The 22,824-nt window shown below is 69.2% G+C and carries 14 protein-coding genes; 9 read left to right on the top strand and 5 right to left on the bottom strand.

All coding sequences use genetic code 11. The features are described 5' to 3' along the window. Window positions 1-3: 3 nt before the first annotated feature. Entirely contained in the window at window positions 4-357 is a 354-nt protein-coding gene (locus ABD224_RS09015) for an ArsR/SmtB family transcription factor (RefSeq protein WP_344048790.1), read from the bottom strand. A gap of 80 nt (window positions 358-437) precedes the next feature. On the opposite strand from ABD224_RS09015, the gene ABD224_RS09010 reads away from it, so the two are divergent. After that, window positions 438-1,223 carry an SDR family oxidoreductase gene (locus ABD224_RS09010; RefSeq protein ID WP_344048788.1) on the top strand — a complete coding sequence of 262 codons (786 nt, stop codon included), beginning with the start codon at window positions 438-440 and terminating at the stop codon, window positions 1,221-1,223. 75 nt (window positions 1,224-1,298) lie between these two features. On the opposite strand, the gene ABD224_RS09005 is transcribed toward ABD224_RS09010, so the two are convergent. Beyond that, window positions 1,299-2,780, bottom strand: coding sequence for an NAD(P)-binding domain-containing protein (locus ABD224_RS09005; protein WP_344048786.1), 1,482 nt, complete (start codon window positions 2,778-2,780; stop codon window positions 1,299-1,301). Between the two features lie 37 nt (window positions 2,781-2,817). Further along, complete coding sequence (locus ABD224_RS09000; protein ID WP_344048784.1) at window positions 2,818-2,991, bottom strand: hypothetical protein; 174 nt, start codon at window positions 2,989-2,991, stop codon at window positions 2,818-2,820. A gap of 498 nt (window positions 2,992-3,489) precedes the next feature. Here ABD224_RS09000 and ABD224_RS08995 point away from each other — a divergent pair, with 498 nt between their 5' ends. The 4 genes from ABD224_RS08995 to aepY all read left to right on the top strand — a co-directional run bounded on the left by ABD224_RS08995 (window position 3,490) and on the right by aepY (window position 13,515). Further along, complete coding sequence (locus ABD224_RS08995) at window positions 3,490-10,581, top strand: SDR family NAD(P)-dependent oxidoreductase (RefSeq protein ID WP_344048782.1); 7,092 nt, start codon at window positions 3,490-3,492, stop codon at window positions 10,579-10,581. A 17-nt stretch (window positions 10,582-10,598) separates the two neighbouring features. Beyond that, window positions 10,599-11,639: a ketoacyl-ACP synthase III family protein gene (locus ABD224_RS08990; protein ID WP_344048780.1), complete on the top strand. Its 1,041-nt coding sequence runs from the start codon at window positions 10,599-10,601 to the stop codon at window positions 11,637-11,639. Between the two features lie 83 nt (window positions 11,640-11,722). Then, complete coding sequence (locus tag ABD224_RS08985) at window positions 11,723-12,415, top strand: DedA family protein (protein ID WP_344048778.1); 693 nt, start codon at window positions 11,723-11,725, stop codon at window positions 12,413-12,415. Continuing rightward, window positions 12,412-13,515 (top strand): phosphonopyruvate decarboxylase, encoded by a 1,104-nt coding sequence (gene aepY, locus ABD224_RS08980; RefSeq protein WP_344048776.1) that lies wholly within the window; start codon window positions 12,412-12,414, stop codon window positions 13,513-13,515. Before ABD224_RS08985 ends, aepY begins: the two co-directional genes overlap by 4 nt. An 84-nt stretch (window positions 13,516-13,599) precedes the next feature. Here aepY and ABD224_RS08975 read toward each other — a convergent pair whose 3' ends face one another. Then, window positions 13,600-14,001: an ArsR/SmtB family transcription factor gene (locus tag ABD224_RS08975; protein WP_344048838.1), complete on the bottom strand. Its 402-nt coding sequence runs from the start codon at window positions 13,999-14,001 to the stop codon at window positions 13,600-13,602. Window positions 14,002-14,112: 111 nt separating this feature from the next. Next, window positions 14,113-15,678, bottom strand: coding sequence for an MFS transporter (locus ABD224_RS08970; RefSeq protein WP_344048774.1), 1,566 nt, complete (start codon window positions 15,676-15,678; stop codon window positions 14,113-14,115). Window positions 15,679-16,465: 787 nt separating this feature from the next. Between ABD224_RS08970 and ABD224_RS08965 the strand changes: the two genes are divergently transcribed. The 4 genes from ABD224_RS08965 to gpmI all read left to right on the top strand — a co-directional run bounded on the left by ABD224_RS08965 (window position 16,466) and on the right by gpmI (window position 22,717). Continuing rightward, on the top strand, window positions 16,466-17,182 hold the full coding sequence (locus ABD224_RS08965; RefSeq protein WP_344048772.1) for a glutamine amidotransferase-related protein: 717 nt from the start codon (window positions 16,466-16,468) through the stop codon (window positions 17,180-17,182). 111 nt (window positions 17,183-17,293) lie between these two features. Next, entirely contained in the window at window positions 17,294-19,813 is a 2,520-nt protein-coding gene (locus ABD224_RS08960; RefSeq protein ID WP_344048770.1) for a molybdopterin-containing oxidoreductase family protein, read from the top strand. Between the two features lie 49 nt (window positions 19,814-19,862). Then, on the top strand, window positions 19,863-21,185 hold the full coding sequence (aroA, locus tag ABD224_RS08955; protein ID WP_344048768.1) for a 3-phosphoshikimate 1-carboxyvinyltransferase: 1,323 nt from the start codon (window positions 19,863-19,865) through the stop codon (window positions 21,183-21,185). Next, window positions 21,182-22,717: a 2,3-bisphosphoglycerate-independent phosphoglycerate mutase gene (gpmI, locus tag ABD224_RS08950; RefSeq protein ID WP_344048766.1), complete on the top strand. Its 1,536-nt coding sequence runs from the start codon at window positions 21,182-21,184 to the stop codon at window positions 22,715-22,717. Before aroA ends, gpmI begins: the two co-directional genes overlap by 4 nt. Window positions 22,718-22,824 lie beyond the last annotated feature (107 nt).

Genomic DNA, 22,824 nt, shown 5'->3' with positions numbered 1-22,824 from the left:
CGATCAGTCACGCATGGAGAGAAAGCCGGACAGCGCAGAAAGGACGGCGGGCGCGACTCGGTAGTAGACCCAGGTTCCGCGCCGCTCGGACAGCAGCAACCCCGCTTCGCGGAGCTTCTTCAGGTGGTGGCTGACAGTGGGCTGGGAGACGCCGACATCCGCGATGTCACATACACAGGCTTCCCTGTCGGGATGAGAGGCGACCTTGGAGAACAGGCGCAGCCTCACAGGGTCCCCCAGCGCTTTGAACATGGCGGCCGCGATCTCGGCTTCTTCTTCGGTGAGCTCCCGCTCCGTGAGGGAGGGGCAGCATGGCGGGGCGGAGGCACCTGCCACCGACTGCGCTAGCTTCGACATGCATCTATGTTGACACTCGTTGTCACCCCCTGCCAAGATTCCCTGATTAGATGTGCGTCTAATCAGAGGCTGGGGGGAGCGTGACCGACAGGGATACCGCCGACACGACGAGGGCCGCGAGGACAGCCGTTGTCACCGGGGCCAGCAGCGGTATCGGTGCGGCGACGGCGCGGGCACTGGCACAGAAAGGCTTCCACGTCGTACTGACCGCACGGCGGGCCGACCGGTTGGAGGCAGTCGCCAAGGAGATCCAGAACCAGGGCGGAACAGCCCAGGTGTTTCCCCTGGACGTGACCGACAGAGCGGCAGTCACGGCCTTCGCGGAGCAGCTTCCGGCATGTGACGTCCTGATCAACAACGCCGGAGGAGCGTACGGGACCGAGTACGTCGAGAACGCGGATCCCGCCGACTGGCGGTCGATGTACGAAGTGAACGTGGTCGGCGCACTGCACATGACGCAGGCGTTGCTGCCCCGGCTCAGGGCCTCGGGGGACGGCGTCGTAGTCGTCCTCTCCTCGACCGCCTCGTTCACCTGCTACGAGGGGGGAGGCGGCTACAGTGCGGCCAAGCACGGCGCTCACGTGCTGGCCGAGACGCTGCGTCTCGAGGTGTGCGGGGAACCTCTGCGCGTGATCGAAATCGCCCCGGGGATGGTTCACACCGAGGAGTTCTCCCTCAACCGCTACCGCGGGGACCGGGAGAAGGCCGACGCCGTCTACGCCGGTGTCCCCGACCCGTTGGTGGCCGAGGACGTCGCCGAGGTGGTGACGTGGGCGGTGACCCGTCCCCCGCATGTCAACATCGACCTGCTTGTGGTGCGGCCCAGGGCCCAGGCGGCCCAGCACAAGGTGCATCGAACGACCTGAGCCACCGGACGCGGCTGTCTCCCCTCCGGCTGAGACAGGGGGAGAGACAGCCGTGACTCAGCACCCGGACGTGGCTCAGCAACCGGAAGCACCGGGCGCGTCGAACCGCTCGGCGGCGTAAGCGGCCAGCTGAAGAGCCGCCGTGTGGTCGATGCCGAGTTCCGTGGCAGCCTTGAGGACGGCGTCCGCGGCACTGGACGAGGTGCCCAGGTGCTTCGCGGTGGCGCGCAGCAGCTGCTCGTTCTGCTCCTTGCTCAGACCAAGCCGTTGTGCGATGGCCTCTGCGCCGGCGGTCGCCGAGCAGACTCCGGTCTCCGGAAGTTTCAGTTCGACCGACTGGGCGGCCTCCATGTCACCGGCCAGGGCGGCCACGACGGAGCGGACCTGTTCGTAACCGGTGAGCATGAGGAAGGTCGGCGCACGGCCGTAGCTCTTCATGCCGACGGTGAAGTAACCCGGTTCGGGATGGGCCAGTTCGCGGTAGCCGTGCGGAGTGACAGTGCCGCAGGAATGCTGGTTGGGGTCGATCAGCGGAGCCAGCGCACGGGGGGCGGACATGATCGGGTCCAGCTCCAGGCGCAGTTCTCTGGTGATGTCGAGGTTCGGGCGGAAGCCGGTGGCGGCCACGATCCGGTCGGCGACGATGGTCTGCTCGCTGCCGTCGTGGCCGCGGGAGACGAGTTCGACCTGGTCGCGGGTCGGGTCGTCGCCGAGGCGACGGATGGTGTGAGTGCGGAAGTTCGCGGCAAGGGTGACTCGGCCCGTGCTGACGAGCATCTTCAGGCCGGAGCCCAACGCGCCGCGAGCGGGCAGCTCGTCGTCGCTGCCGCCGCCGAAGGAAGCACTCGGGTCGGCGGCCCGGATGGCCCATGTGATGGTGGTTCCCGGTTCGGAGTCGGCCAGTTCGGCCAGGGCCAGCAGGGTGTTGGCGGCTGAGTGCCCGGCTCCGACGACAACGGTGTGACGGCCGGCATGCCGGGACCGGTCGTTGCCCAGGACGTCGGGCAGAGCGTGGCTGATCCAGGCCGCGGCTTCCGTTTCGCCGTGGGCGGGCAGCCCATTGGCACCGACCGGGTTGGGCTGGCGCCAGGTGCCGGAGGCATCGATGACGGCGCGGGCGAGCAGTTCCTCACCGCCGGACAGGCGCAGGACGAAGGGGGTCTTCTCGCGGTCGGCGGTGCGCAGCCGGTCGATGCCGAGGCGGCTGATGGCGGTGACCTCGGCGCCGTAACGGATGTGGGGCGCCAGGTCCGGCAGTTCGGCCAGTGGCTGAAGGTACTGCTTGACGAGGTCGCCACCGGTGGGCAGGGCCGACGGGTCGGGCTCTTCCCATCCTGCTGCCGCGAGCAGGCGACGGGCGGCAGGATCGATGTTGTATTCCCACGGGCTGAAGATCTGGATGTGGGACCAGGCCCGCACCGCTGCTGCTGGGGCGTCACCGACTTCCACGACGACGAAAGGGAGCTCGCGTTCGGCCAAGTGCGCGGCGGCGGCCAGGCCGACGGGGCCGGTTCCGATCACGGCCACGGGAAGGCGGTCGAGGCTGTGGGCAACCACAGTGCGGTGTCCTTTCACGAAAGGGCGGAGCAGTCGGTCAGGCGTCGTGCACGGACTCGGTCGGCAACGAGGTGGCCGGGTCACCGGTGTCGGTCCGCACGTGCAGGGCTGCGCCCTGCTGCACCCGGCGCTGCAATGCGGCGATCGCGGCACAGCAGGCGCCTGTGGCCTGCTCGTTGCCCTCCGGAGGCGGGGTGGCGGAATCGCTCATCGGATCGATCGGCTTTCTGTCGTGGAGTGTCCGAGCGGCCACGCGAGGAGTCTCACCACGACCGCTTATATAGATAAACAACGAATCAAGACTCCAGAGTCGCCCTTGATTCGATGAATGTCAACCTTGACCCGAAGGGTCGCCGACTGTGACGAGCATCACTCTGTGTCGCGTTGCACAGGGAGCCGCAACGAGCCAATCTCGATACATGTCGAAACAACGGGGGTGCTCGGCGCGGGACATCTGGTCCGCACCGTAGCGACACAAGGATCGGTGGCTGTGCCGACAGTCATGTCCGGCCTGTGAAGGGAACGACGCGCTCGCCACGCCTCACACCGTTCCCCGCGGACCCGGTCCCCCTCCCCGTCGATGACCACGCGCCCTCGGTGCGTACGCCCGCCACCGGTCCGGTCGCCGCCGGCCCGCCACGTACCCACCGCGGCTCCTTCCGTGCTGCTTCACCAGTGAAACGGCTCCACCATGCCCGGAAGGACATCCATGCCTCACGACTCGGCACGCGCGGCCGATCCTGTCAGCGAACCGATCGCCATCATCGGCATGGCGGGACGCTTTGCCGGTGCCACCAGCCCTGAAGAGCTCTGGGAGATGCTGCTTCAGGGCCGCGATGCGATCACGGACATCCCGCCTGAGCGTTTCGACGTCGACGCCGTCTACGATCCCACGCCTCGCACCCCCGGCCGCACCGTGAGCCGGTGGGGCGGACTGCTGCGCGACATCGACGCCTTCGACGCGGAGTTCTTCGGCATCTCTCCCCGGGAAGCCGACCGCATGGACCCGCAGCAGCGCCTGCTGCTGGAGGTCGCCTACGAAGCCCTCGAGGACGCGGGGCAGCCCTTGTCGCGCATTGCGGGCACCGGCACAGGCGTTTTCATCGGACAGCTCGGCGGGGATTACTGGCACCTGCAGTACGAGGACCGCGACCGGCTGGACCTGTACGCCATGACCGGCGCGGCGGCACGTGCCATCACCTCCGGCCGCCTGTCCTACGCCTTCGATCTGCGCGGTCCCAGCCTCACCGTGGACACCGCGTGCTCCTCCGCGCTGGTTGCCGTCCACAACGCCGTCCAGGCCCTCCGGCTGGGCGAATGTCCCTTGGCCATCGCAGGCGGCGTCAACATCGTTCTGCTGCCGGAAGAGGGAATCGTCTACTCCGGCGCCGGCATGCTCGCCTCCGACGGCCGCTGCAAGTTCGCCGATGCCTCCGGCGACGGCTTCGTCCGCAGCGACGGCATCGGGGCGGTCGTGCTCAAACCCCTGTCCGCCGCTCTCGCCGACGGCGACCGCATCCGTGCCGTCATCCGCGGCTCCGCCGTCGGCAACGACGGCCAAAGCAGCGGCTACCTGGTCACCCCCTCCGTCGAGGGCCAGCGCGACGTGCTGCGCCGCGCTTACGCCAACGCCGGCATCGACCCGGCCGACGTCGACTACATCGAAGCCCACGGCACCGGAACCAGTGTGGGCGACCCGGTCGAGCTCGAGGCCCTGGCCGACGTCGTCGGGCCCCGCGCCCCGGACCGACGCTGCCTGGTCGGCTCGGTGAAGACCAACATCGGCCATGCCGAGGCGGCCGCCGGCATCGCCGGGCTCATCAAGGCCGTCCTGTGCCTGGAGAACAAAACCGTTCCACCCACCCTGCACCTGAAGAACCCGAACCCGGCCGTCGACTGGGACAGCCTTCCGCTGACCATTCCCACTCGGGTCACTCCGATACCCGAACGGGACCGGCCCGCCATCGCCGGGGTCAGCAGCTTCGGCTTCTCCGGCACCAACGCCCACCTCGTCCTGGAAGCCGCCCCCGAGCCGGCCGGAACCGGAAGGGACAGCGAGGAGCCGGACCAGCGGAGCGAGCTGCTGGTGCTGTCCGCCATGAGCCCCGAGGTCCTCACCGAGGCAGCCCGCCGCATGGCCGACTACCTCGACGGACCGGGCACCCGGCACTCCCTGCGCGACATCTGCTACTCCGCGGCACGGCGCCGCACCACTCATGACGCCCGGCTGGCACTGCCCGCCGACAGCCACGCGGAGGCAGCCGCCGCGCTGCGCGGCTTCGCCGAGGGCGAGGACGAACCCGGCCTGTCCTTCAGCGACTACACCGACCCCGGTGCCCGTCCCCGGATCGTCTTCGTCTTCCCGGGCCAGGGCTCGCAGTGGCCCGGAATGGGACGCGAACTCCTGGACACGGAACCGGCGTTCGCCCAGGCCATGAAGGCCTGCGACAACGCCGTCAGCGCCGAGACCGGCTGGTCGGTCATCGAACTGCTGCGCGCGGCCGACGAGGAACGCCTCAGGCAACTCGACGTCGTCCAGCCCACTTTGTGGGCCATGGAGATCGCCTTGGCCGAACTGTGGCGCTCCTGGGGCGTCGAGCCGGATGCGGTCATCGGTCACAGCATGGGCGAATCCGCCGCCGCCTGCATCTCGGGAGCGCTGTCCCTGCCGGATGCCGCCGCCGTCATCTGCCGCCGCAGCCGACTGGCCAAGCGTCTGTCCGGCCGCGGGACCATGGCCTGGGTGGCACTGCCCGCCGATGAGGCCGCGGCCTCGCTGGCCGGCTTCGAGGACAAGGTCGCCGTGGCGGCCGTCAACAGCCCCACCTCCACTCTGCTGTCCGGGGACGGTGACGCCCTCGCCCGGGTACTCGCCGCCCTCGACGCCCGCGGCGTGGACAACCGACGGGTCAATGTCGACTTCGCCTCGCACTGCCCGCACATGGACGCCCTGCGCGACGATCTTCTCACCGAGCTGTCCCACCTCACCCCGCGTGCGGGCCGCATCCCGCTGCACTCCACCCTGCTGAACGAGGTGATCGACGGCTCCGGCATGGACGCCGACTACTGGGTGCGCAACATCCGCCAGCCGGTCGACTTCGTCGGCGCCGTGCGGGGCCAGCTCGACCTCGGGGACACCGTGTTCATCGAGGTCAGCCCTCATCCCCTGCTCGTGGCGGGAATCCGCGAGACCGGCCGCCTGCACACCGGGGCCGACATCACCGCGGTCGGCAGCCTGCGCCGCCACACCGGCGAACGCGCCTGCCTGCTCACCTCCGCGGCCACTCTGTACACCGCCGGCGCTCCGCTCGACTTCGACCGGCTGGCCGAGGGCGGACGCCATGTGCCGCTGCCCTCCTACCCCTGGCAGCGCACCCGTTACTGGATCAACCGCGCCCATGCTCCCGCGGCATCCGCTGCCGCGCCCTCCTCGGTCGCGCCAACCGCGGAGGAACCGGCAAAGCAGCACCGGCACCCGTTGCTGGGGCGACCGCGGCCCGCCGAGGGAACCAGCCGCGTATGGCAGGGACCGCTGAGCCTGGCGGACAACGCCTACCTGCGCGACCACCGCGTCCAGGACACGATCATCCTGCCGGGCACCGCCCATCTCGAGCTCGTCTCCGCGGCGGCCCGCACCATGCTGAGGTCGGACGCCCTGTCGGTGTCCGACGTCCACTACCACCGGGCGCTGTTCCTGGACGAGGACGGTCCCGCACCGGAGGTCAGGGTCACGGCCACCCCGCGTCCGGACGGCTCACTGCACTGCCGCATCGACAGCCAGGCCCCCGACACGGGTGACTGGATCCTGCACACCGAAGCCCGCGTCCGTGCTCTGGCCGAGGGCACACCGGAGCCGTCCGAACCGCTTGAGGCGATCCGCGCCCGTCTGCCGCAGCACCAGGACGCGGCCGACTTCTACACGTGGAACGCCGAACGCGGCAACCAGTGGAACGGCTCCTTCCAGGGCGTCGCAGAGCTGTGGCGCGCCGACGGCGAAGTCCTCGCCCGCCTCTCCTGCCCTCCTGCCCTCATCGACGACCTTGCCCGTCACCACTTCCATCCGGCGCTGCTGGACGCCAGTGGCCACTCCATGGCCGCGGCGCGGCCGCTGACCGTCCCCGGTGAGGACGGTGTCTTCGTCCTCGGCGGCATCGACGAAGTCCGCTTCTACCAGCGGCCGGCAGTGTCCATGTTCAGCCACGCCCGGCTGCTGCCCTCCCCGCGCGAGGACTCCTTCGCCGCCGACATCGACATCCGTGACGACGACGGTCACCTGATCACGCAGATACGCGGCTTGCGCCTGCAGTACCTGGCCGGCCGCTCCCCCGCTCTGCTGCATCCCCGCCACGAGGTTCCCGTGACAGCGATCGGCACGCCCTCCGCCCCCACGCCCGACAGCGGTTCCGAGACCTGGCTGCACACCCTCGCGTGGGAAGAAGTCGCCCTGCCCGCGGGTGCCGCACGCACACCCGCGGAGAACGATTTCTGGTTGGTCCTGACCGACAGCGGCCCCACCGGCCGCACGCTGATACGGGAACTGACCGGCCGTGGACAGCGCGTGGTCGCCGTCACCGCCGGTGCAGGCCGTATGGCGGGATCCGGAGACCGTTACCGCATCGACCCGTCGAAAGAGGAGCACTACCGCGAGCTTCTGGGTGATGTCACCCGTGACGGCACCTGTCGCGGCATCGTCCATCTGTGGGCCCTGGACGCCCAGGCCGGTCTGGACGCCACACCCACCGAGATCCGTCGTGCCCAGCTCCTGTCCGCCCGCAGCGTGCTGCATCTGACCCGGACGCTGGAGCACCACTCGTCCGGGAACCCACCGCTGTGGCTGGTCACCCAGCTCGCCCAGGCCACCGGTACCGGGGAGCGGGTGCGCCATCCCTTCCAGGCGGTGCTGTGGGGCCTGGGGCGCACCCTGGCCGCCGAGGCTCCCTCGCTGACGCCCCGTCTGGTCGACCTCGACCGGTCCGCCGCCAGCATCCCGGCTCTGGCCGATGCACTGCAGCGCGCCGACGACGAGGACCAGGTCGCCCTGCGTGAAGGCCGGCGCCTTGCCGCCCGGTTGCGCCCGGACGCCGACGGTGCCGCCGTACCGCGTGCGCTGTCGTTGCCGGCACCCGGCGTTCTGGACGACCTGCAGCTGTCCGAGCTTCCGCCGCGCGCCGTGGCTGCCGACGAGGTCCGCATCCAGGTCAGTCACGCCGGTGTCAACTACCGCGACGTGCTGATGAGCCTGGGCATGTACCCCGGCCAGGACAACCGTCCGCCGGTACTGGGGTGGGAGTGCGTCGGCACGGTCACCGAAGTGGGCAGCGCCGTCACCGATGTCGCCGTGGGCGACGAGGTCGTCGCCATCGCCGAGGGTGCGCTGGCGCACGAGGCCATCACACGCAGCTGCCTGACCGCACCGAAGCCGACGCGGCTGACCGCCGCCGAGGCCGCAACCCTGCCCGCCGCCTATCTGACCGCGCACCACGCGCTGAACGGCCTGGCCCGCCTCGAGCGCGGCCAGAAGATCCTCATTCACTCCGCCACGGGCGGCACCGGGCGGGCACTGCTCAGCATGGCCCGCCGGAAGGGAGCCCGCGTCTTCGCCACCGCCGGCAACGAGGCCAAGCGTGAGCTGCTGCGGAAGCTCGGCGTGGAACAGGTGGCCGATTCCCGCGGCCTGGGTTTCGTCGACGCCTTCAAACCGGCCACCGCCGAAGAGGGCTTCGACGTCATCTGCAACACACTGACCGGTGACGCCATCGAGGCGAACCTGTCGCTCATGGCCCCGTACGGGCACTACCTCGAGCTGAGCAAACGCGACATTCTCGACAACAACCGGCTGTCGCTGGGAGCGTTCGCCCGCAACCTCTCCTTCCACGCCATCGACGTCGTCCACATGGTCCGGCACGCGCCCGAACGGGCCGGCCGAATGCTGCGGGAGGCCATCGCCCTGGTCGACCAAGGCGCCGTCGAGGTGCTGCCGCACACGGTGTACCCGGTCGAGAAAGCCGCGGACGCCTTCCGGCTGATGGCTCAGTCCCGTCACACCGGAAAGATCGTGCTGTCATTCGAGGAGACGGCGACCGGCACGGTGCGCGGGGCACGGACCCGGCCCGTCACCATCCATGCCGACGGCACCTACCTCATCACGGGCGGAGCAGGCGGCATCGGCGGTCGCCTGGCACTGTGGCTGGCCGATCAGGGCGCCCGGCACCTGCTGCTCACCGGCCGACGCCCGATGCCCCGTCCCGACCTGCCCCTGGCGGAGGACCACCCGCAGGCCGCAGCGGTCACCGTGCTGAGGCAGCTCAGCGCTCGCGGTGTGAAGGTGACCTACGAAGCCGTCGACGTCGCCGACGCGGACGCCATGGAAAGGCTGCTCGCCTCCCGCCGCCGGACGGGAATGCCCCCGGTCCGCGGTGTCTTCCACGCGGCCGGCGTCATCGACTACATCCCGCTCAGCGAGATGACCGGTACCGATCTCGACCGGGTACTGGCTGCCAAGGTCTCCGGTGCGTGGAACCTGCACCGGCTGCTGCGCGAGGAACCGGTGGACGCCTTCGTGCTGTTCTCCTCCGGTTCCGCCCTGCTCAGCTCGCCCATGCTCGGCGGGTACGCGGCCGGCAACGCCTTCCTCGACGCCCTGGCCCACTACCGGCACGCCCACGGGCTGCCGGCCACCGTCGTCAACTGGGGCTTCTGGAACAGCGTCGGCATGGTGGCCCGCGCGGAACAGCGGGAGGAACGCACCCTGCTCCCGCAGGGCATGCGTTCCTTCAGCCCCGACGAGGGGCTGGCGCTGCTCGGAAGGATCCTTGCCGAGGGCCGGGTGCACACCGCGGTACTGCCGGCGGACTGGTCCGCATGGGCGCACGCCTATCCGTCTGCCGCTGCCGCGCCGCTGCTCAGGCACCTCCTCAAGGACACGCGAACGGACGGCAAGCACGCGGCGGCGTCAGACACTCGGGCGGACGTGCCCGCCGCACCCGCTGCCACCGGTCCCGCCGAGTCCCGGCGGCCCACCGCCCCACCCCTCGCTCCCGCTTCCGTTGCGGCGCCCGCACCGTCCGTGCCCGCCGCCACGACGGCACCGAGGCCTGCGACGGGTTCCGCGGCGCCGGCCGGGGAGTTGCTGGACTTCCTCAAGCAGGAGGTCGCCGCGGTGATGGGACTGCGCGCGGAACGCGTCAACGTCAACCGGCCCCTCAACCGGCTCGGCATGGACTCCCTCATGGCCGTGGAACTGCGCAACCGCATCGAACGCCGCTACGGAATCAGGCTGCCCATGGTGCAACTCCTCAAGGACGGCACCCTCACCACCATCGCCCAGACCCTGACCACCGAACTCGCCCCGGCCGGGAACACGGACACCTCCCCATCGAACGCCGCACCCGCATCCGCCACAGCGGTCAGCACTCCCGCGGAAGACACCCCCGCCACCGAGGTGGCCGTGGTATCCGGCACCGAGACGGCCGAGGAAAGCGCACAGCCCGTCCGCCCGGCCGACCAGCCGGAAGCCGGCACCGCGGACGTGCCGCCGGCCGGGGAGTTGCTGGACTTCCTCAAGCAGGAGGTCGCCGCGGTGATGGGACTGCGCGCGGAACGCGTCAACGTCAACCGGCCCCTCAACCGGCTCGGCATGGACTCCCTCATGGCCGTGGAACTGCGCAACCGCATCGAACGCCGCTACGGAATCAGGCTGCCCATGGTGCAACTCCTCAAGGACGGCACCCTCACCACCATCGCCCAGGCCCTGACCACCGAACTGAACTCCACCGACACCCCGGCCCGACCGGGCGAGTGACGAGGACCTCTCTGCCCATGAAGACCACCGACATCCGCATCGCCGGACTCGGCACCTACATCCCGGAGATCGTCGACGCCCGCAAGGCGGTGGAGCTCGGACTGTACGACGCCGACGACTACGAGTTCTACGGCTGGACCGGCGCCGCCGTCGCCGGCGACATGCCCGCGCCCGACATGGCGATCGCCGCGGCCCGGCAGGCTCTGGAGCGCTCCGGACTGCACCCGCACGACATCGACCTCCACATTCACGCATGCGGCCATGAACAAGGTCCGGAAGGCTGGTCGCCGCAGCACTACATCCTGCGGCATCTCACCGATCGCGACGTGCCCTCCTTCCGCGTCTGGCAGGCCTGCAGCGGCCTGATCGGCTCGCTGGAACTGGCCGCCTGCTACCTCAAGGCCGTTCCCGAGCGCACCGCCGCGCTGCTGACCGGTGCGGACAATGTCGGCACTCCGCATTTCAACCGGTGGGCGTTCGGCATTCAGAACGGTGTCGTGGGTGACGCCGGCAGTGCCGTACTGCTGTCGAAGACCGGCGGGTTCGCGAGCCTGCTGTCGATCAACACCGGTTCCACCGCTGAAGTGGAGGAACAGTACCGGGGCAATGAGCCGCTCTTCCCGCCGTCACTGACGCTCGGCCGCGGGATCGACTTCAAGGAGCGGCTGGCCGCCACCGGTGGACTCGAGGAGACGGTCGCCGAAGTCGTGCGCCGTCAAGGAGAGCTGCGGACCGAAATCGCGTTGCGCACCCTGGCCGAGGCGGACCTGGAGCCGAGCGATGTCGCTCGGGTCTGCCATGTGTTCACCGGCCAGGAGAGCTATCTGAAGGTCATCCTCGACCCTATGGGCCTCTCCCCCGAGCAAGGCCTGCTCGACTTCGGCCGCAACCTGGGCCATCTGACCGTCAACGACCAGATCATCGGTCTCACCCACCTGGTGGAGACCGGCCAGGTCGGTCCCGGTGACCACGTTCTGATCGTGGCGCACGGCGGCGGGGTGTCCATCACCTGCGCCGTCGTCCGCATCGACCAGCGGCCCGCCTGGACCACCTCGTGACTCCGCGCCGTGCATCGGCCCTCCACGGAGGGCCGATGCACGGCGTCCGCCCCACCATGTGTGACACCAGGGGGTCAACGTCGATGTCTTCTCTCGCCTCCTCACCACTGCTCGATGCCGAAGCCCTGATATCCGCTTCCGGTCTGCTGGGCATCATGGCCACGGTGTTCGCCGAGTCCGGGCTGATCGTCTGTTTCTTCCTGCCCGGTGACTCGCTGCTGTTCACCGCGGGTCTGCTGGTGGCCAACGACCGGATCCTGCACCAGCCCCTGTGGCTGGTCATGCTCGCCATCGCCGTCGCCGCCGTGCTGGGCGACCAATTCGGCTACGCCTTCGGCCGCAAAGTGGGGCCCGCACTGTTCCGGCGGCCCAACTCCCGTTTCTTCAAGCAAGAGAACGCCGAGCGTGCCCGGGAGTTCATGCTCAAGCACGGCCCGAAAGCGCTGGTCATGGCCCGCTTCCTCCCCGTCTTCCGCACCTTCGTTCCCATCACCGCCGGTGTGGGACGCATGCCGTACCGTACGTTCTTCCTGTTCAACGTGATCGGTGCGGTGCTGTGGTCGGTCAGCCTCACGCTCGTCGGTTACCACCTGGGCCAGGTCGCCTTGGTCCGCGACAACATCGAAACCATCGTGATCGGCATCGTGCTGGTCTCCGGTGTTCCGATCATCGTCGAGGGCATCAAGATGCGACGCCGGGCGCGCAATGCCGAGACCACATCCCCCGCATCCCCCGCACCGTCCGCCACCACTGAAACGGAGCTGCCGCACTCATGATTTCAGCCCAGGACTTCTGTGCCCTCCTCGCCGACCGTGGCTTCTCACTCGCCAGCGGGGTGCCCTGTTCCCACTTCGGCGGTCCGATCGCCCATCTGAGCACCCAGCCCGGCCGCTACGTACCCGCCCCGAACGAAGGCAGCGCTCTGGCCGTGGCCGCGGGCGCCGCGCTGGGTGGACGACGTTCCTACGTCATGCTGCAGAACTCCGGTCTGGGCAACCTCATCAACCCGCTCACCTCACTGGTGATGACCTATCAGCTGCCGATCCTGACCTTCACCAGCCTGCGCGGCTGGCCCGACCCGGCCACCGACGAGCCCCAGCACGCGGTGATGGGTCCGGCCACTCCGGGACTGCTCGACAGCATCCACACGCCTCACTACACCCTGTACGCCAAGGACGGCCCGGACGAGTTCTCCCTGATTCTCGAACAGGCGGAAAAGGATCTGGCGGAACAGCGCGCGCCCTTTGTGCTGGTGGAGCGCGGAGCCATCGGCAAGGCTGCCGCCGCCAACGATCCGCACCGTGAAGGACTCGCCGCCGCGGAGGCCATCCGCGTCGTCACTGCCGCCGCTCCCCAGGCAGCCGTCATCGCCACAACCGGCTACACCGGCCGGGACACCTTCGCCGTGGCCGACTCCCCCAGGAACTTCTACATGCAGGGCTCCATGGGGCACGCCTCGTCCCTGGGCCTGGGAGTGGCACTGACGCACCCGGAACGGACCGTGGTGATCCTGGACGGGGACGGTGCACTGCTGATGCATCTGGGAGCGCTGTCGATGATCGGCCATGCCGCTCCCGCGAACCTGATCCATGTGGTGCTCGACAACCGGATCCACGAGTCGACCGGAGGGCAGGCAACCACCTCGGCCACCACCTCGTTCCCGGACATGGCCCTGGCGGCCGGCTACGCAAGCGCGGTCACCTGTGACAGCGAGGACGCGGTGCGAAGCGCGATGGCACAGGCCCAGGCCGTTCCGGGTCCGCACCTGATCAACGTGAAGACGCTGCCGAGGACAGGGACGATTCCCCCGCGTGCGACGAACGCGCTCAGCACACTGGACATACGGGACCGCTTCCAGGACTGCCTCCGGCAGTGACCCGGCCCCCGCCGGATGAAGGGGGTGGTGCCCCGCACCGGACGCACGGGGCACCACCCCCTTCATCGACTCGTGCCCGTGCCGTCAGGCACCCTGTGCCGGGGCGGGACGGTCGGCCTCCGGCTGGAGACATGCCGCCACGGTCTCGGGGTCCGTCGCGGCCAGGCTGGCGAACATGCGCAGAGGTTCGGCCAGGGTCTGGCAGCACATCACGTATTGGTTGCTGCGCCCTTTGGGGATCGCCTGGACGAGCTGCTGTTCCCTCAAAGGGGCCAGATGATGACTGACCAGCGTCTGGCTCAGGCCCGTGGCCTCCTGCAACTCCTTGACGGTCCGGGGACGCTGCGCGATCAGCAGGATCAGCATCAGACGGGTCTCGTCCGCCAGCGCCCGGAGTTTGGGGGCCAGCATCCGGGCCCGTTCGCGCTCGCTGAGCCACTGGGCGGGATCACTGACCGCAACCCTCAGCTTCGACGGCCGGGCCATCGCCACCTCCCTCTCCACGCCGGCACCGCCCTCCGGTCCCGGCCCGTCCTTGCCGGACAGGCCCGGCCGGACCGCGGCTTCGATCCTACGCATGGTGCCGAGCCCGGGTGATCAAGAAGCCGCGGGAGCGTCGGTGCTGTTGTGCACAACGGCTGTTTCGGCCTGTCCGATGCCCTCGCCGTCGACGATGCGGGCTCTGGGCAGAATGAAAGCCGTGGCCAGTGCCCCGGCGACTGCGACACCGACGGCGATGATCAAGGTGGGGGCAAACCCGTCGACGAAGGACTGCTGGGCGGCTTCCAGCACCCGTCGGCCGGTATCGCCGCCCAGCTGCTGGGCGACGACGGATGCTCCCGCCAACGACTCGCGTACCGCCTCTCCGGCCTCACCGGGCAGCTGCGCCGCCTTCGGAAGATCGTCGCGGTAGAACGTGGCGATCACGCTGCCGCTGACAGCGATACCAAGCGCACCGCCGACCTGCATCCCCACGTCCGCCACAGCGGAGCCTGCGCCTGCCTGGCGGTCGGCGGAGACCATCAGGATGGCGTCGACGGCGGCCGGCAGGGCGATGCCCATACCGAAACCGAACACGGCCAGCCCCCACAGCGCCTGGGCCTCGTCCTCGACCTGCAGGCCCGCCAGAACTCCCAGACCGGCGGCGCACAGCAGCAGGCCGAACACGACCGTACTCTTCAGCCCGGTGCGCTCCACCAGCTTCGCGGAGAGGGGGGCGCCGATCATCATGGTGCCGATGGCGAGCATGCGCACGCCCGCGCCCAGCGGGTCGAGCTCGAGCACCGACTGCAGGTACTGGGTGAGCAGATACAGGCCGCTGTAGAGACCGAAGGAGGTGCAGGCGATCGCCAGGGCTCCGCCCCCATAACGCGAGTTGAGGAGCAGGCCGACGTCGAGCATCGGGTAGGTGGTGCGTCGCTCCCACACCAGGAAGGCGACCATCAGGCCCACACCCACGAAGAGCGAACCGAGCGTGATGATGTCGCTCCATCCGTTGTGCGGGGCTTCGACCAGACCGTAGACGATGGCCACGAGGCCGGCCACCGACAGCAGGGCTCCCACAAGGTCCAGGCCGGGGTGACCGGCAGCCTTGGACTCGGGGATCAGTCTGGCGCCACCGATCAGAGCGACGGCGGCCAGCGGCACGTTGATGATGAACATCGAGCCCCACCAGAAGTGTTCCAGCAGCAGGCCGCTGACCAGCGGCCCGAGCGGAACGCCGATGGCCGCCGCACCCGACCAGATGCCGATCGCCTTGCCCTGCTCCTCGGGCGGGAAGACGTCCTTGATGATGGCGAGGGTCGCGGGCATCATCAGTGCCGCCGAGACACCCATCAGAGCCCGGAAAGCGATCAACAGCTCGGCGTCGGACGCGAACGCCGCGCCCAGGCTGGTCAGCGCAAAGGCCGCCAGACCGAGGGACAGCAGCCGTTTGCGGCCAAAACGGTCGGACAGACCACCGGCCATGAGCAACAGCCCGCCGAAGGCCAGCGCGTAGGAGTCGACCGTCCACTGCAACTGGCTGCTGGTGGCGTTCAGATCTTTCTGGATGCTGGGCAGGGCAAGGTTCAGGATCAAGGTGTCCAAGCCGATCAGGACCAGGCTCAGACACAGGATGCTCAGGATCTGCCATCGTCGGGGATGGCCGGCGGAGTTGTTCACTCACGTACTCCTCAAACGCGTCACGTCGACGCCCGGACAGGGCTTCCGGAGGCCGGCCGTGACTGCGGGGGATGTGGGACAGGCCGGCCTCCGGCCACCCCCACATTAAGCAGCACATCCTGATATCAACAGCGATCGCTGTTGATAACGGCTGAGTTTGTGCGTCAGATTCAGCCATCTGCCCGGTCTCTCCACAACCACCCTTCCCGGCCGGGAAACCGCTCCCACGAGGTGCGCACATCTCGAGCAAGACCTGCACAGGCACTCACCTCACCCATTCGGGTGCCATCTTGCCGAGCTCTCCGCGTGCACCAGCCACACATGACAACCCCCTGCTCAGCTCGCTCCTCAACGCACCAAACCCATCGAGGACCACACACCCGGGGACGGACTGCAGAGTTGGCGCAAAACGTCTCCCACAAGCAGAGAAACCCTCGAACACTTAGACCGTCATCGATACATTTGGCGGGAAGCAGCACGGGGGCCTGCGCAAAAGGCCCCACAACGGGGTATTCAACGGGGCATTCAGGGGGCTGGAGCACATGCGTACATCCGGCAAGCGAACACATACAGCCACGCCCTCGCCGGCACGGCGATAGGGGCCCTGCTCCTCGTCTCACATCCGGGGTCCGTGCGTGGCGGCACGGTCCTGACATCACCTCAGAAAACACCTGATCCATGCGCGGTATGACGCGTCGGCACGCTGCCTGCTGCGCTCACGAGGCTGGAACCGCCGCTGGCGACGGCTGGTTCCAGGCCCTTCCCGAAATCCTCGAAAGGGAAAGCGATGTCAGTCTCTGCTCAGCCACGCCTGGCCCTGGTGGGCGACCGCGGCAACCACAACGAGCCATCCCATCCGAAGATCGACGCGATGCGTGAGCAGTGGGATCTGGCCACTGAATGGGTTCCGACCACCGACATCCACGACGCCTCCCCGCTGGAGAGCTTCGACGGCATCTGGGTGGTGCCCGGAGCGCCGTACGTCAACCAGAGGGGCGTGCACATCGCCGTGCGGCACGCACGTGAGAACCGGGTGCCGTTCCTGGGCACCTGCGGCGGCTTCTTCAGCGCCCTGATCGAATACGCACAGAACGTGCTGCACCTGCCCGAGGCGGAAGGCGCGGACGAGAATCCCGAGAAGCTGATGCCCCTGGTCACGCCGCTGAAGTGCTCCTTCCGCGGTGAAAAGGCACCTTTGAGGGTCAAAGAGGGTTCCCGTCTCGCCGCGCTTTACGGCACGACCGAGGTGGAAGAGATCTTCCACTGCGACTACGGGCTGTCCGACGCCTTCATGAGCGCCGCCGACCAGGGCGCCCTGCAGATCAATGCCTGGGACGTCGACGGTGCACCCCGTGCCCTGGAGCTCATCGGCCACCCGTTCTTCATAGGCAGCCTCTTCCAGCCCGAGCTGTCCTCCGCACCGGGCGCCGAGCACAAGATCCTCAACGCGTTCCTGTCGGCCGTACGCACCAAGGCAGGTGCCGTACCGACGTCGACGGGCTGACGACCCCAACCCCTCTGCGGCCTTGCGAGACCGTGCGTCGTGTGTGCGCACGGCCCGGGCATCGCCGTGCCCACCTCGTCCCGCACCGTGCGGAAGGATCCCCAGCTCGCCATGAAGTCCGACCAGTACGGCCTCTCCCGGCGCGGTTTCGTCCGCGGCAGTGTCATCGGCGGTGCCGGTCTCGGTGCCCCCGCTCTGCTTCCGGTGCTCTCGACGCATGCCGCCGACGGTCCCGCGGCAGCGGACGCGACGGCTTCCGGCGGCGCTCCGCGGGCGGCTTTCACCGATCGCGCCGCCGCCCTGAGCCCGGACAGGACCGTCGCCACGGCCTGCCAGTTCTGCAACTCCAACTGCCGCCTCCATGTCGACCTCAAGGCCGGCCGCATCCTCGCTGTGCGCGGCGAGGACAAGGACCCCGTGCAACAGGGTCAGGTCTGCGTCAAGGCGGAGCTGATGCCCCAGCTGGTCTACAACGCGGAACGACTGACCCGGCCGCTGCGTCGCGTCTCCGGCGCAAAGGGGTCGCCCAGCTCAAAGTTCGAGGCCATCAGCTGGGACGAGGCCCTGCGCACCATCGCCGGAAAGCTGTTGGCCCTGCGCGACGCCGGCCAGGCGCACACCATCGCCAACCGGACCACAGGCCGTCTGCCCCGCGGCACCGGATCGCTGGTGGCCCGTCTGTTCGCGATGCTGGGCAGCCCCAACAACACCGATGTCGGCCCGGTCTGCAACGACGCGGGGGGCAACGCCCTGGCGGCAACCTTCGGTCTGGGCACCTTCACCAACGGCTACGGCATCGACGGTGCCACCGGCAGGGACGACCTGGGCTCGGCCCGCCACTATCTGCTCCTGGGCACCAACCAGGCCGAGACCCACCCGGTGACCTTCGACTACCTGCTGCGCAGCCGCAAGAGGACCAAGGCCACCCTGACCGTGGTCGACCCGCGTCTGACCCCGACCGGAGCGGTGGCCGACCGGTGGGTGGCACCCAAGCCGCACACCGACTTCGCGCTGCTGCTGGCCATGCTCCACCACATCGTGGAGGAAGGCCTGTACGACAAGACGTTCGTCGAACGGTGGGTGGTCGGCTTCGACGAGTTGCGCACGCACCTGAGGAAGCACCGGTACACCCCCACGTGGGCGGCGAAGGTGACCGGTCTCGATGCCGCCACCATCAGGGAGATGGCCAAGGAGTACGCGACGGCGAAACCAGCAGCGATCTTCTGCAACGCAGGCATCTCCCACCAGCTCGGCGCGTTCGACACCTACCGGGTGGCAGCGTTCCTGGCGGCGGTGACCGGCAACATCGGCCGGCCGGGCGGTGGCTGCAACTTCATGCACAACACCTGGCCCGGCGACCTGCACCTGCCGCCGCTGAAGGCCGAGGTGCCCGAGCGGCGCGAGGCACTGCCGGTCGGTCCGGACTACTTCGCCGAATCCATCCTGACCGGCAGGCCGTACCGGCTGCGCGCGGTGATCACGCAGGGCAACCCGCTGGTGTCCTCCGCCAACACCACCAAGGTGAAGAAGGCGTTCGAGCAGCTCGACTTCTACGTCTACACAGGCCTGTTCATGGAGGAGGCCGCGTACTACGCCGACATCATCCTGCCGGTGTGCAGCGGGCTGGAGATGGAGGGCGTCTACATGCGCCGCGACGACCGGGCCGTCCGCTGGCAGGAGCAGGTCGTGGACCGGGTGGGTGAGTCCCGGCCGGACTGGGAGATCTGGATCGGCCTGGCGCACGCCCTGGCGGAGCTGGACACCCGCCGCCCCGCCGCCGAGTGGCGCGAGGCATTTCCGAAACGCTGGATGGACTACAAGGAGTTGTGGGACGACTTCGTCGCCCACACCCCCGGCATGGGCGGCATGACCCGCGCCCGGATGCGGAAACGCGCCGAGCCGCTGCGCTGGCCGTGCCCCACGCCCGAGCACCCCGGGGTCAGCACCCTGTATCTGGACCACCCCAGCTGGTACGAGGCAGCGGAGTCGCTGGACCCGGCCCACCGGGGCAAACGCTTCCTCACCCCCAGTGGCAAGGTCGAGCTCTTCACCCCGGAGCTGGAGAAGAAGCTGGCCGTCACCGGGCACAGCGCCCTGCCGGTCTTCTACACGCATCCCGAGGTCACGGGGAGAAACCCCACTCTTGCCTACAGCCGCACGTTCGTCACCAATCCCGTCAACCCCCAGGCCGTCACCCACCCGGTGCGCCTGGGGGTGCCCGGCGACGACGCGGTGCACCGCGCCTTCCCCCTCATGGGCATGACCGGTCGGCCCAGTGTCGTGCACTTCGCCGAGGTCACCCACTGGACGCCCACCGGAAAGCAGCTCAACGGCATCCGCTTCATCCAGATCCACCCCGACACCGCCCGCCGTGCCGGCATCCGCGACGGCGACGACGTCCGCGTCGAGAGCCCGCGCGGCTCGGTGACGGGCACCGCACTGCTGTGGAGGGGAATCAGGCCGGACACCGTGTTCGTCCCCAATACCTTCGGCCCCGCCCAGAAGGCCGGCGACCTCTTCGACGACCCCCGCTACGAGGCGGCCAACACCCTTCTCGACGACCGCTACTACGACAACCTCTCCGGCCAGCAGGCCTTCAAGTGCTTCGCCTGCCGGGTCGTCAAGACCTGACCCGCCGCTCGAGCCCGGCACCATCCGTTCCCACCACTGGAGGCAGTGCATGACCGCCGCATCCGACCCTCGTCTCGAGGCCGAGTCCGTCACCGTCAGGACATTGCCCGCCTTCGACGAAACCGTCCGCGTCCTGGGCTCCAAGAGCTACACCAACCGCTACCTGGCCATCGCCTCCCTGTCCGGGCAGGAGACGGTCATCGACAACGCGCTGCTGTCCGACGACACCGTCTACCTCGCTCGCGCCATCGAGGCGTTCGGCCACGTCACCTGTGACATCGACCGGTCGGCCGCCCACATCCGCGTCACTCCCACGGGCAAGCCGATGCGTGCGCCGGACGAGGAGATTTTCGTCGGCGGCGCGGGCACCCCGCTGCGGTTCCTGATCTCCATGGCCGGGCACGCCGAGGGCACCACCGTCATCACCGGCAATGCCCGCATGCAGGAACGTCCCATGGGCGACCTGCTCAAGGCGCTGCCCGCACTCGGTGTGAACGCCACCGCGGTGCGCGGCAACGGCAGCCCGCCCATCCGCGTGGTCGGCGGCTCCTTCAAGGGCGGCTCCACCTCCATCAGCGGCGCCGTCTCCAGCCAGTTCACCTCCAGCCTCATCATCAACGCGCTGCGCGCCCGGACCGACACCGAGATCGTCATCAGCGACGAGCTGATCTCCAAGCCGTACGTGGACATGACCCTCGCCGCGCTGAAGGAGATGGGCGTGCGCGTCGACCGCGACGGCTACCGGCGCTTCACCGTCCCGGCCGGACAGCAGGCCCGCGGAGGCCGGGTCACCGTGGAGCCGGACGCCTCGGGCATGTCCTACTTCCTGGCTGCCGCCGCCATCCTCCAGTCGCGGGTCGTCATCCCCGGCATCGGTGCCGGCTCCCACCAGGGCGACGTCCACCTGGTGGAGGCACTGGAGCGGATGGGCTGTCGCACCGAGGTCACCGACGACTCCATCACCCTGACCGGCGGGCCGCTGCGCGGCATCGACATCGACATGGAGGCCATGCCCGACGTCGTGCCCTCCCTGGCGATCGCCGCCGCCTACGCCGAGGGCACCACCCGCATCACCAACATCGCCTCCCTGCGGGTGAAGGAGTGCGACCGCATCGCCGCCGTCACCACCGAACTGCGCAAGATGGGCATCGAGGTGGAGGAACACGCCGACGCCATGTACATCACCGGCGGCACCCCGCACGGCGCGGTCATCGACACCTACGACGACCACCGCATCGCCATGGCCTTCGCCATCGGCGGCCTGCGCACCGAGGGCGTGGTCATCAAGGACCCCGGTTGCGTCGCCAAGTCCTTCCCCACTTTCTGGCAGACCCTCGACACCCTCCACCCCACCCTGGAGAGCACCGTATGAGCGCATCCGAGACGGCATTCGCCGGCCCGGGCATCCTGCTGGTGCTCGACGGCTGGGGCCGGGCTCCCGCGGCCGACGACAACGCCCTGGCCCTGGCGCACACCCCGGTCCTGGACGAGCTCGTCACCCGGTTCCCGAGCACGCTGGCCGACGCCTCCGGCGAAGCGGTCGGCCTGCTCGCGGGCACGGTCGGCAACTCCGAGATCGGCCACATGGTCATCGGTGCCGGACGCCCCCTGCCCTACGACAGCCTGCTGGTCCAGCAGGCCATCGACAACGGCACGCTGCGCACCCACCCCCGGCTGGGCGCCGTCCTGGACAAGACGGCTGCCGCAGGGCGCGCCCTGCACCTGATCGGGCTGTGCTCGGACGGACAGATCCACGCCCATGTCGAGCACCTGGGTGATCTGCTGACCGCCGCGGCCACCCACCAGGTGAAGCGGGTGTTCATCCACGCCATCACCGACGGGCGGGACGTGGCCGACCACACCGCCCCGGCCTATCTGGCGCGGGTGGCCGAGCTCGCCGACCGCGCCGGAACGGGACGGCTCGCCACCCTCATCGGCCGCGGTTACGCCATGGACAAGGCCGGAAACCTCGACCTCACCGAACAGGCGGTCGCCCTGGTCGCCGACGGCCGCGGTATGCCCGCCGACAGCCTCGACCAGGCAGTGGCCGCCTCCGGGCGCGGCGACGAGTGGGTGCCCGCGAGCGTACTCACCGCCGCCGGAAGCACGGCCATCGCCGACGGTGACGCGGTGGTGTGGTTCAACTTCCGCAGCGACCGCATCCAGCAGTTCGCCGATCGTCTGTACGAGCACCTCGCGGCCACCGGACGCTCGGTGGACATGCTCAGCCTCGCCCAGTACGACACCCGCGCCGCCATACCCGCTCTGGTGGAGCGGGCGGACGCCTCCGGTGGCCTGGCCGACGAACTCGCCGCGGCCGGACTGCGCAGTGTCCGCATCGCCGAGGCCGAGAAGTTCGAGCACGTCACCTACTACATCAACGGCCGCGACACCTCAGTGCGCGCTGTCGAGGAACACGTGCGGATCACGGGCGAGGGCAAACCCGACTACATCGCGCGTCCGCAGATGAACCTCGACCGTGTCACCGCGGCCGTCGTCCGGGCCGCCGGCCGCGCGGACGTCGACCTGGTCGTCGCCAACCTGGCCAATATCGACGTGGTCGCGCACACCGGTCATCTGGCCGCCACCGTCACCGCCTGCGAGGCGACCGACGCCGCGGTGGGCCGGATCCTCGACGCGGCCCGCGACAACGGCCGGTGGGTGCTGGCCGTCGGCGACCACGGCAACGCCGAGAAGATGACCAAGCGGGCCCCGGACGGCACCGCCCGCCCTTACGGCGGGCACACCACCAACCCGGTGCCCCTGGTGATCGTCCCCGCACGGGAAAACCGGCCGGTGCCGTCGCTGCCGGAACAGGCCACGCTCGCCGATGTCGCTCCCACCGTCCTGCGTCTTCTGGGGCACAAGCCCGGATCCGCCATGACAGGAAGGCCCCTGCTGTGAGCCCGCTCGCCCTTCCTCCTGTCCAGGCCGCACGGCACCCGACACCCTGCCCGACCAGATGCCCGGGCAGGCCTCACCCCGTGACGGTCCTCGCCGAGGAGGCCGCC

Origin of the sequence: Streptomyces thermoalcalitolerans, from assembly GCF_039525155.1 — a bacterium.
GTDB lineage: Bacteria > Actinomycetota > Actinomycetes > Streptomycetales > Streptomycetaceae > Streptomyces > Streptomyces thermovulgaris.
Note: the sequence above shows the minus strand (reverse complement) of the source record. Positions and strands in the feature narration are given on the sequence as shown.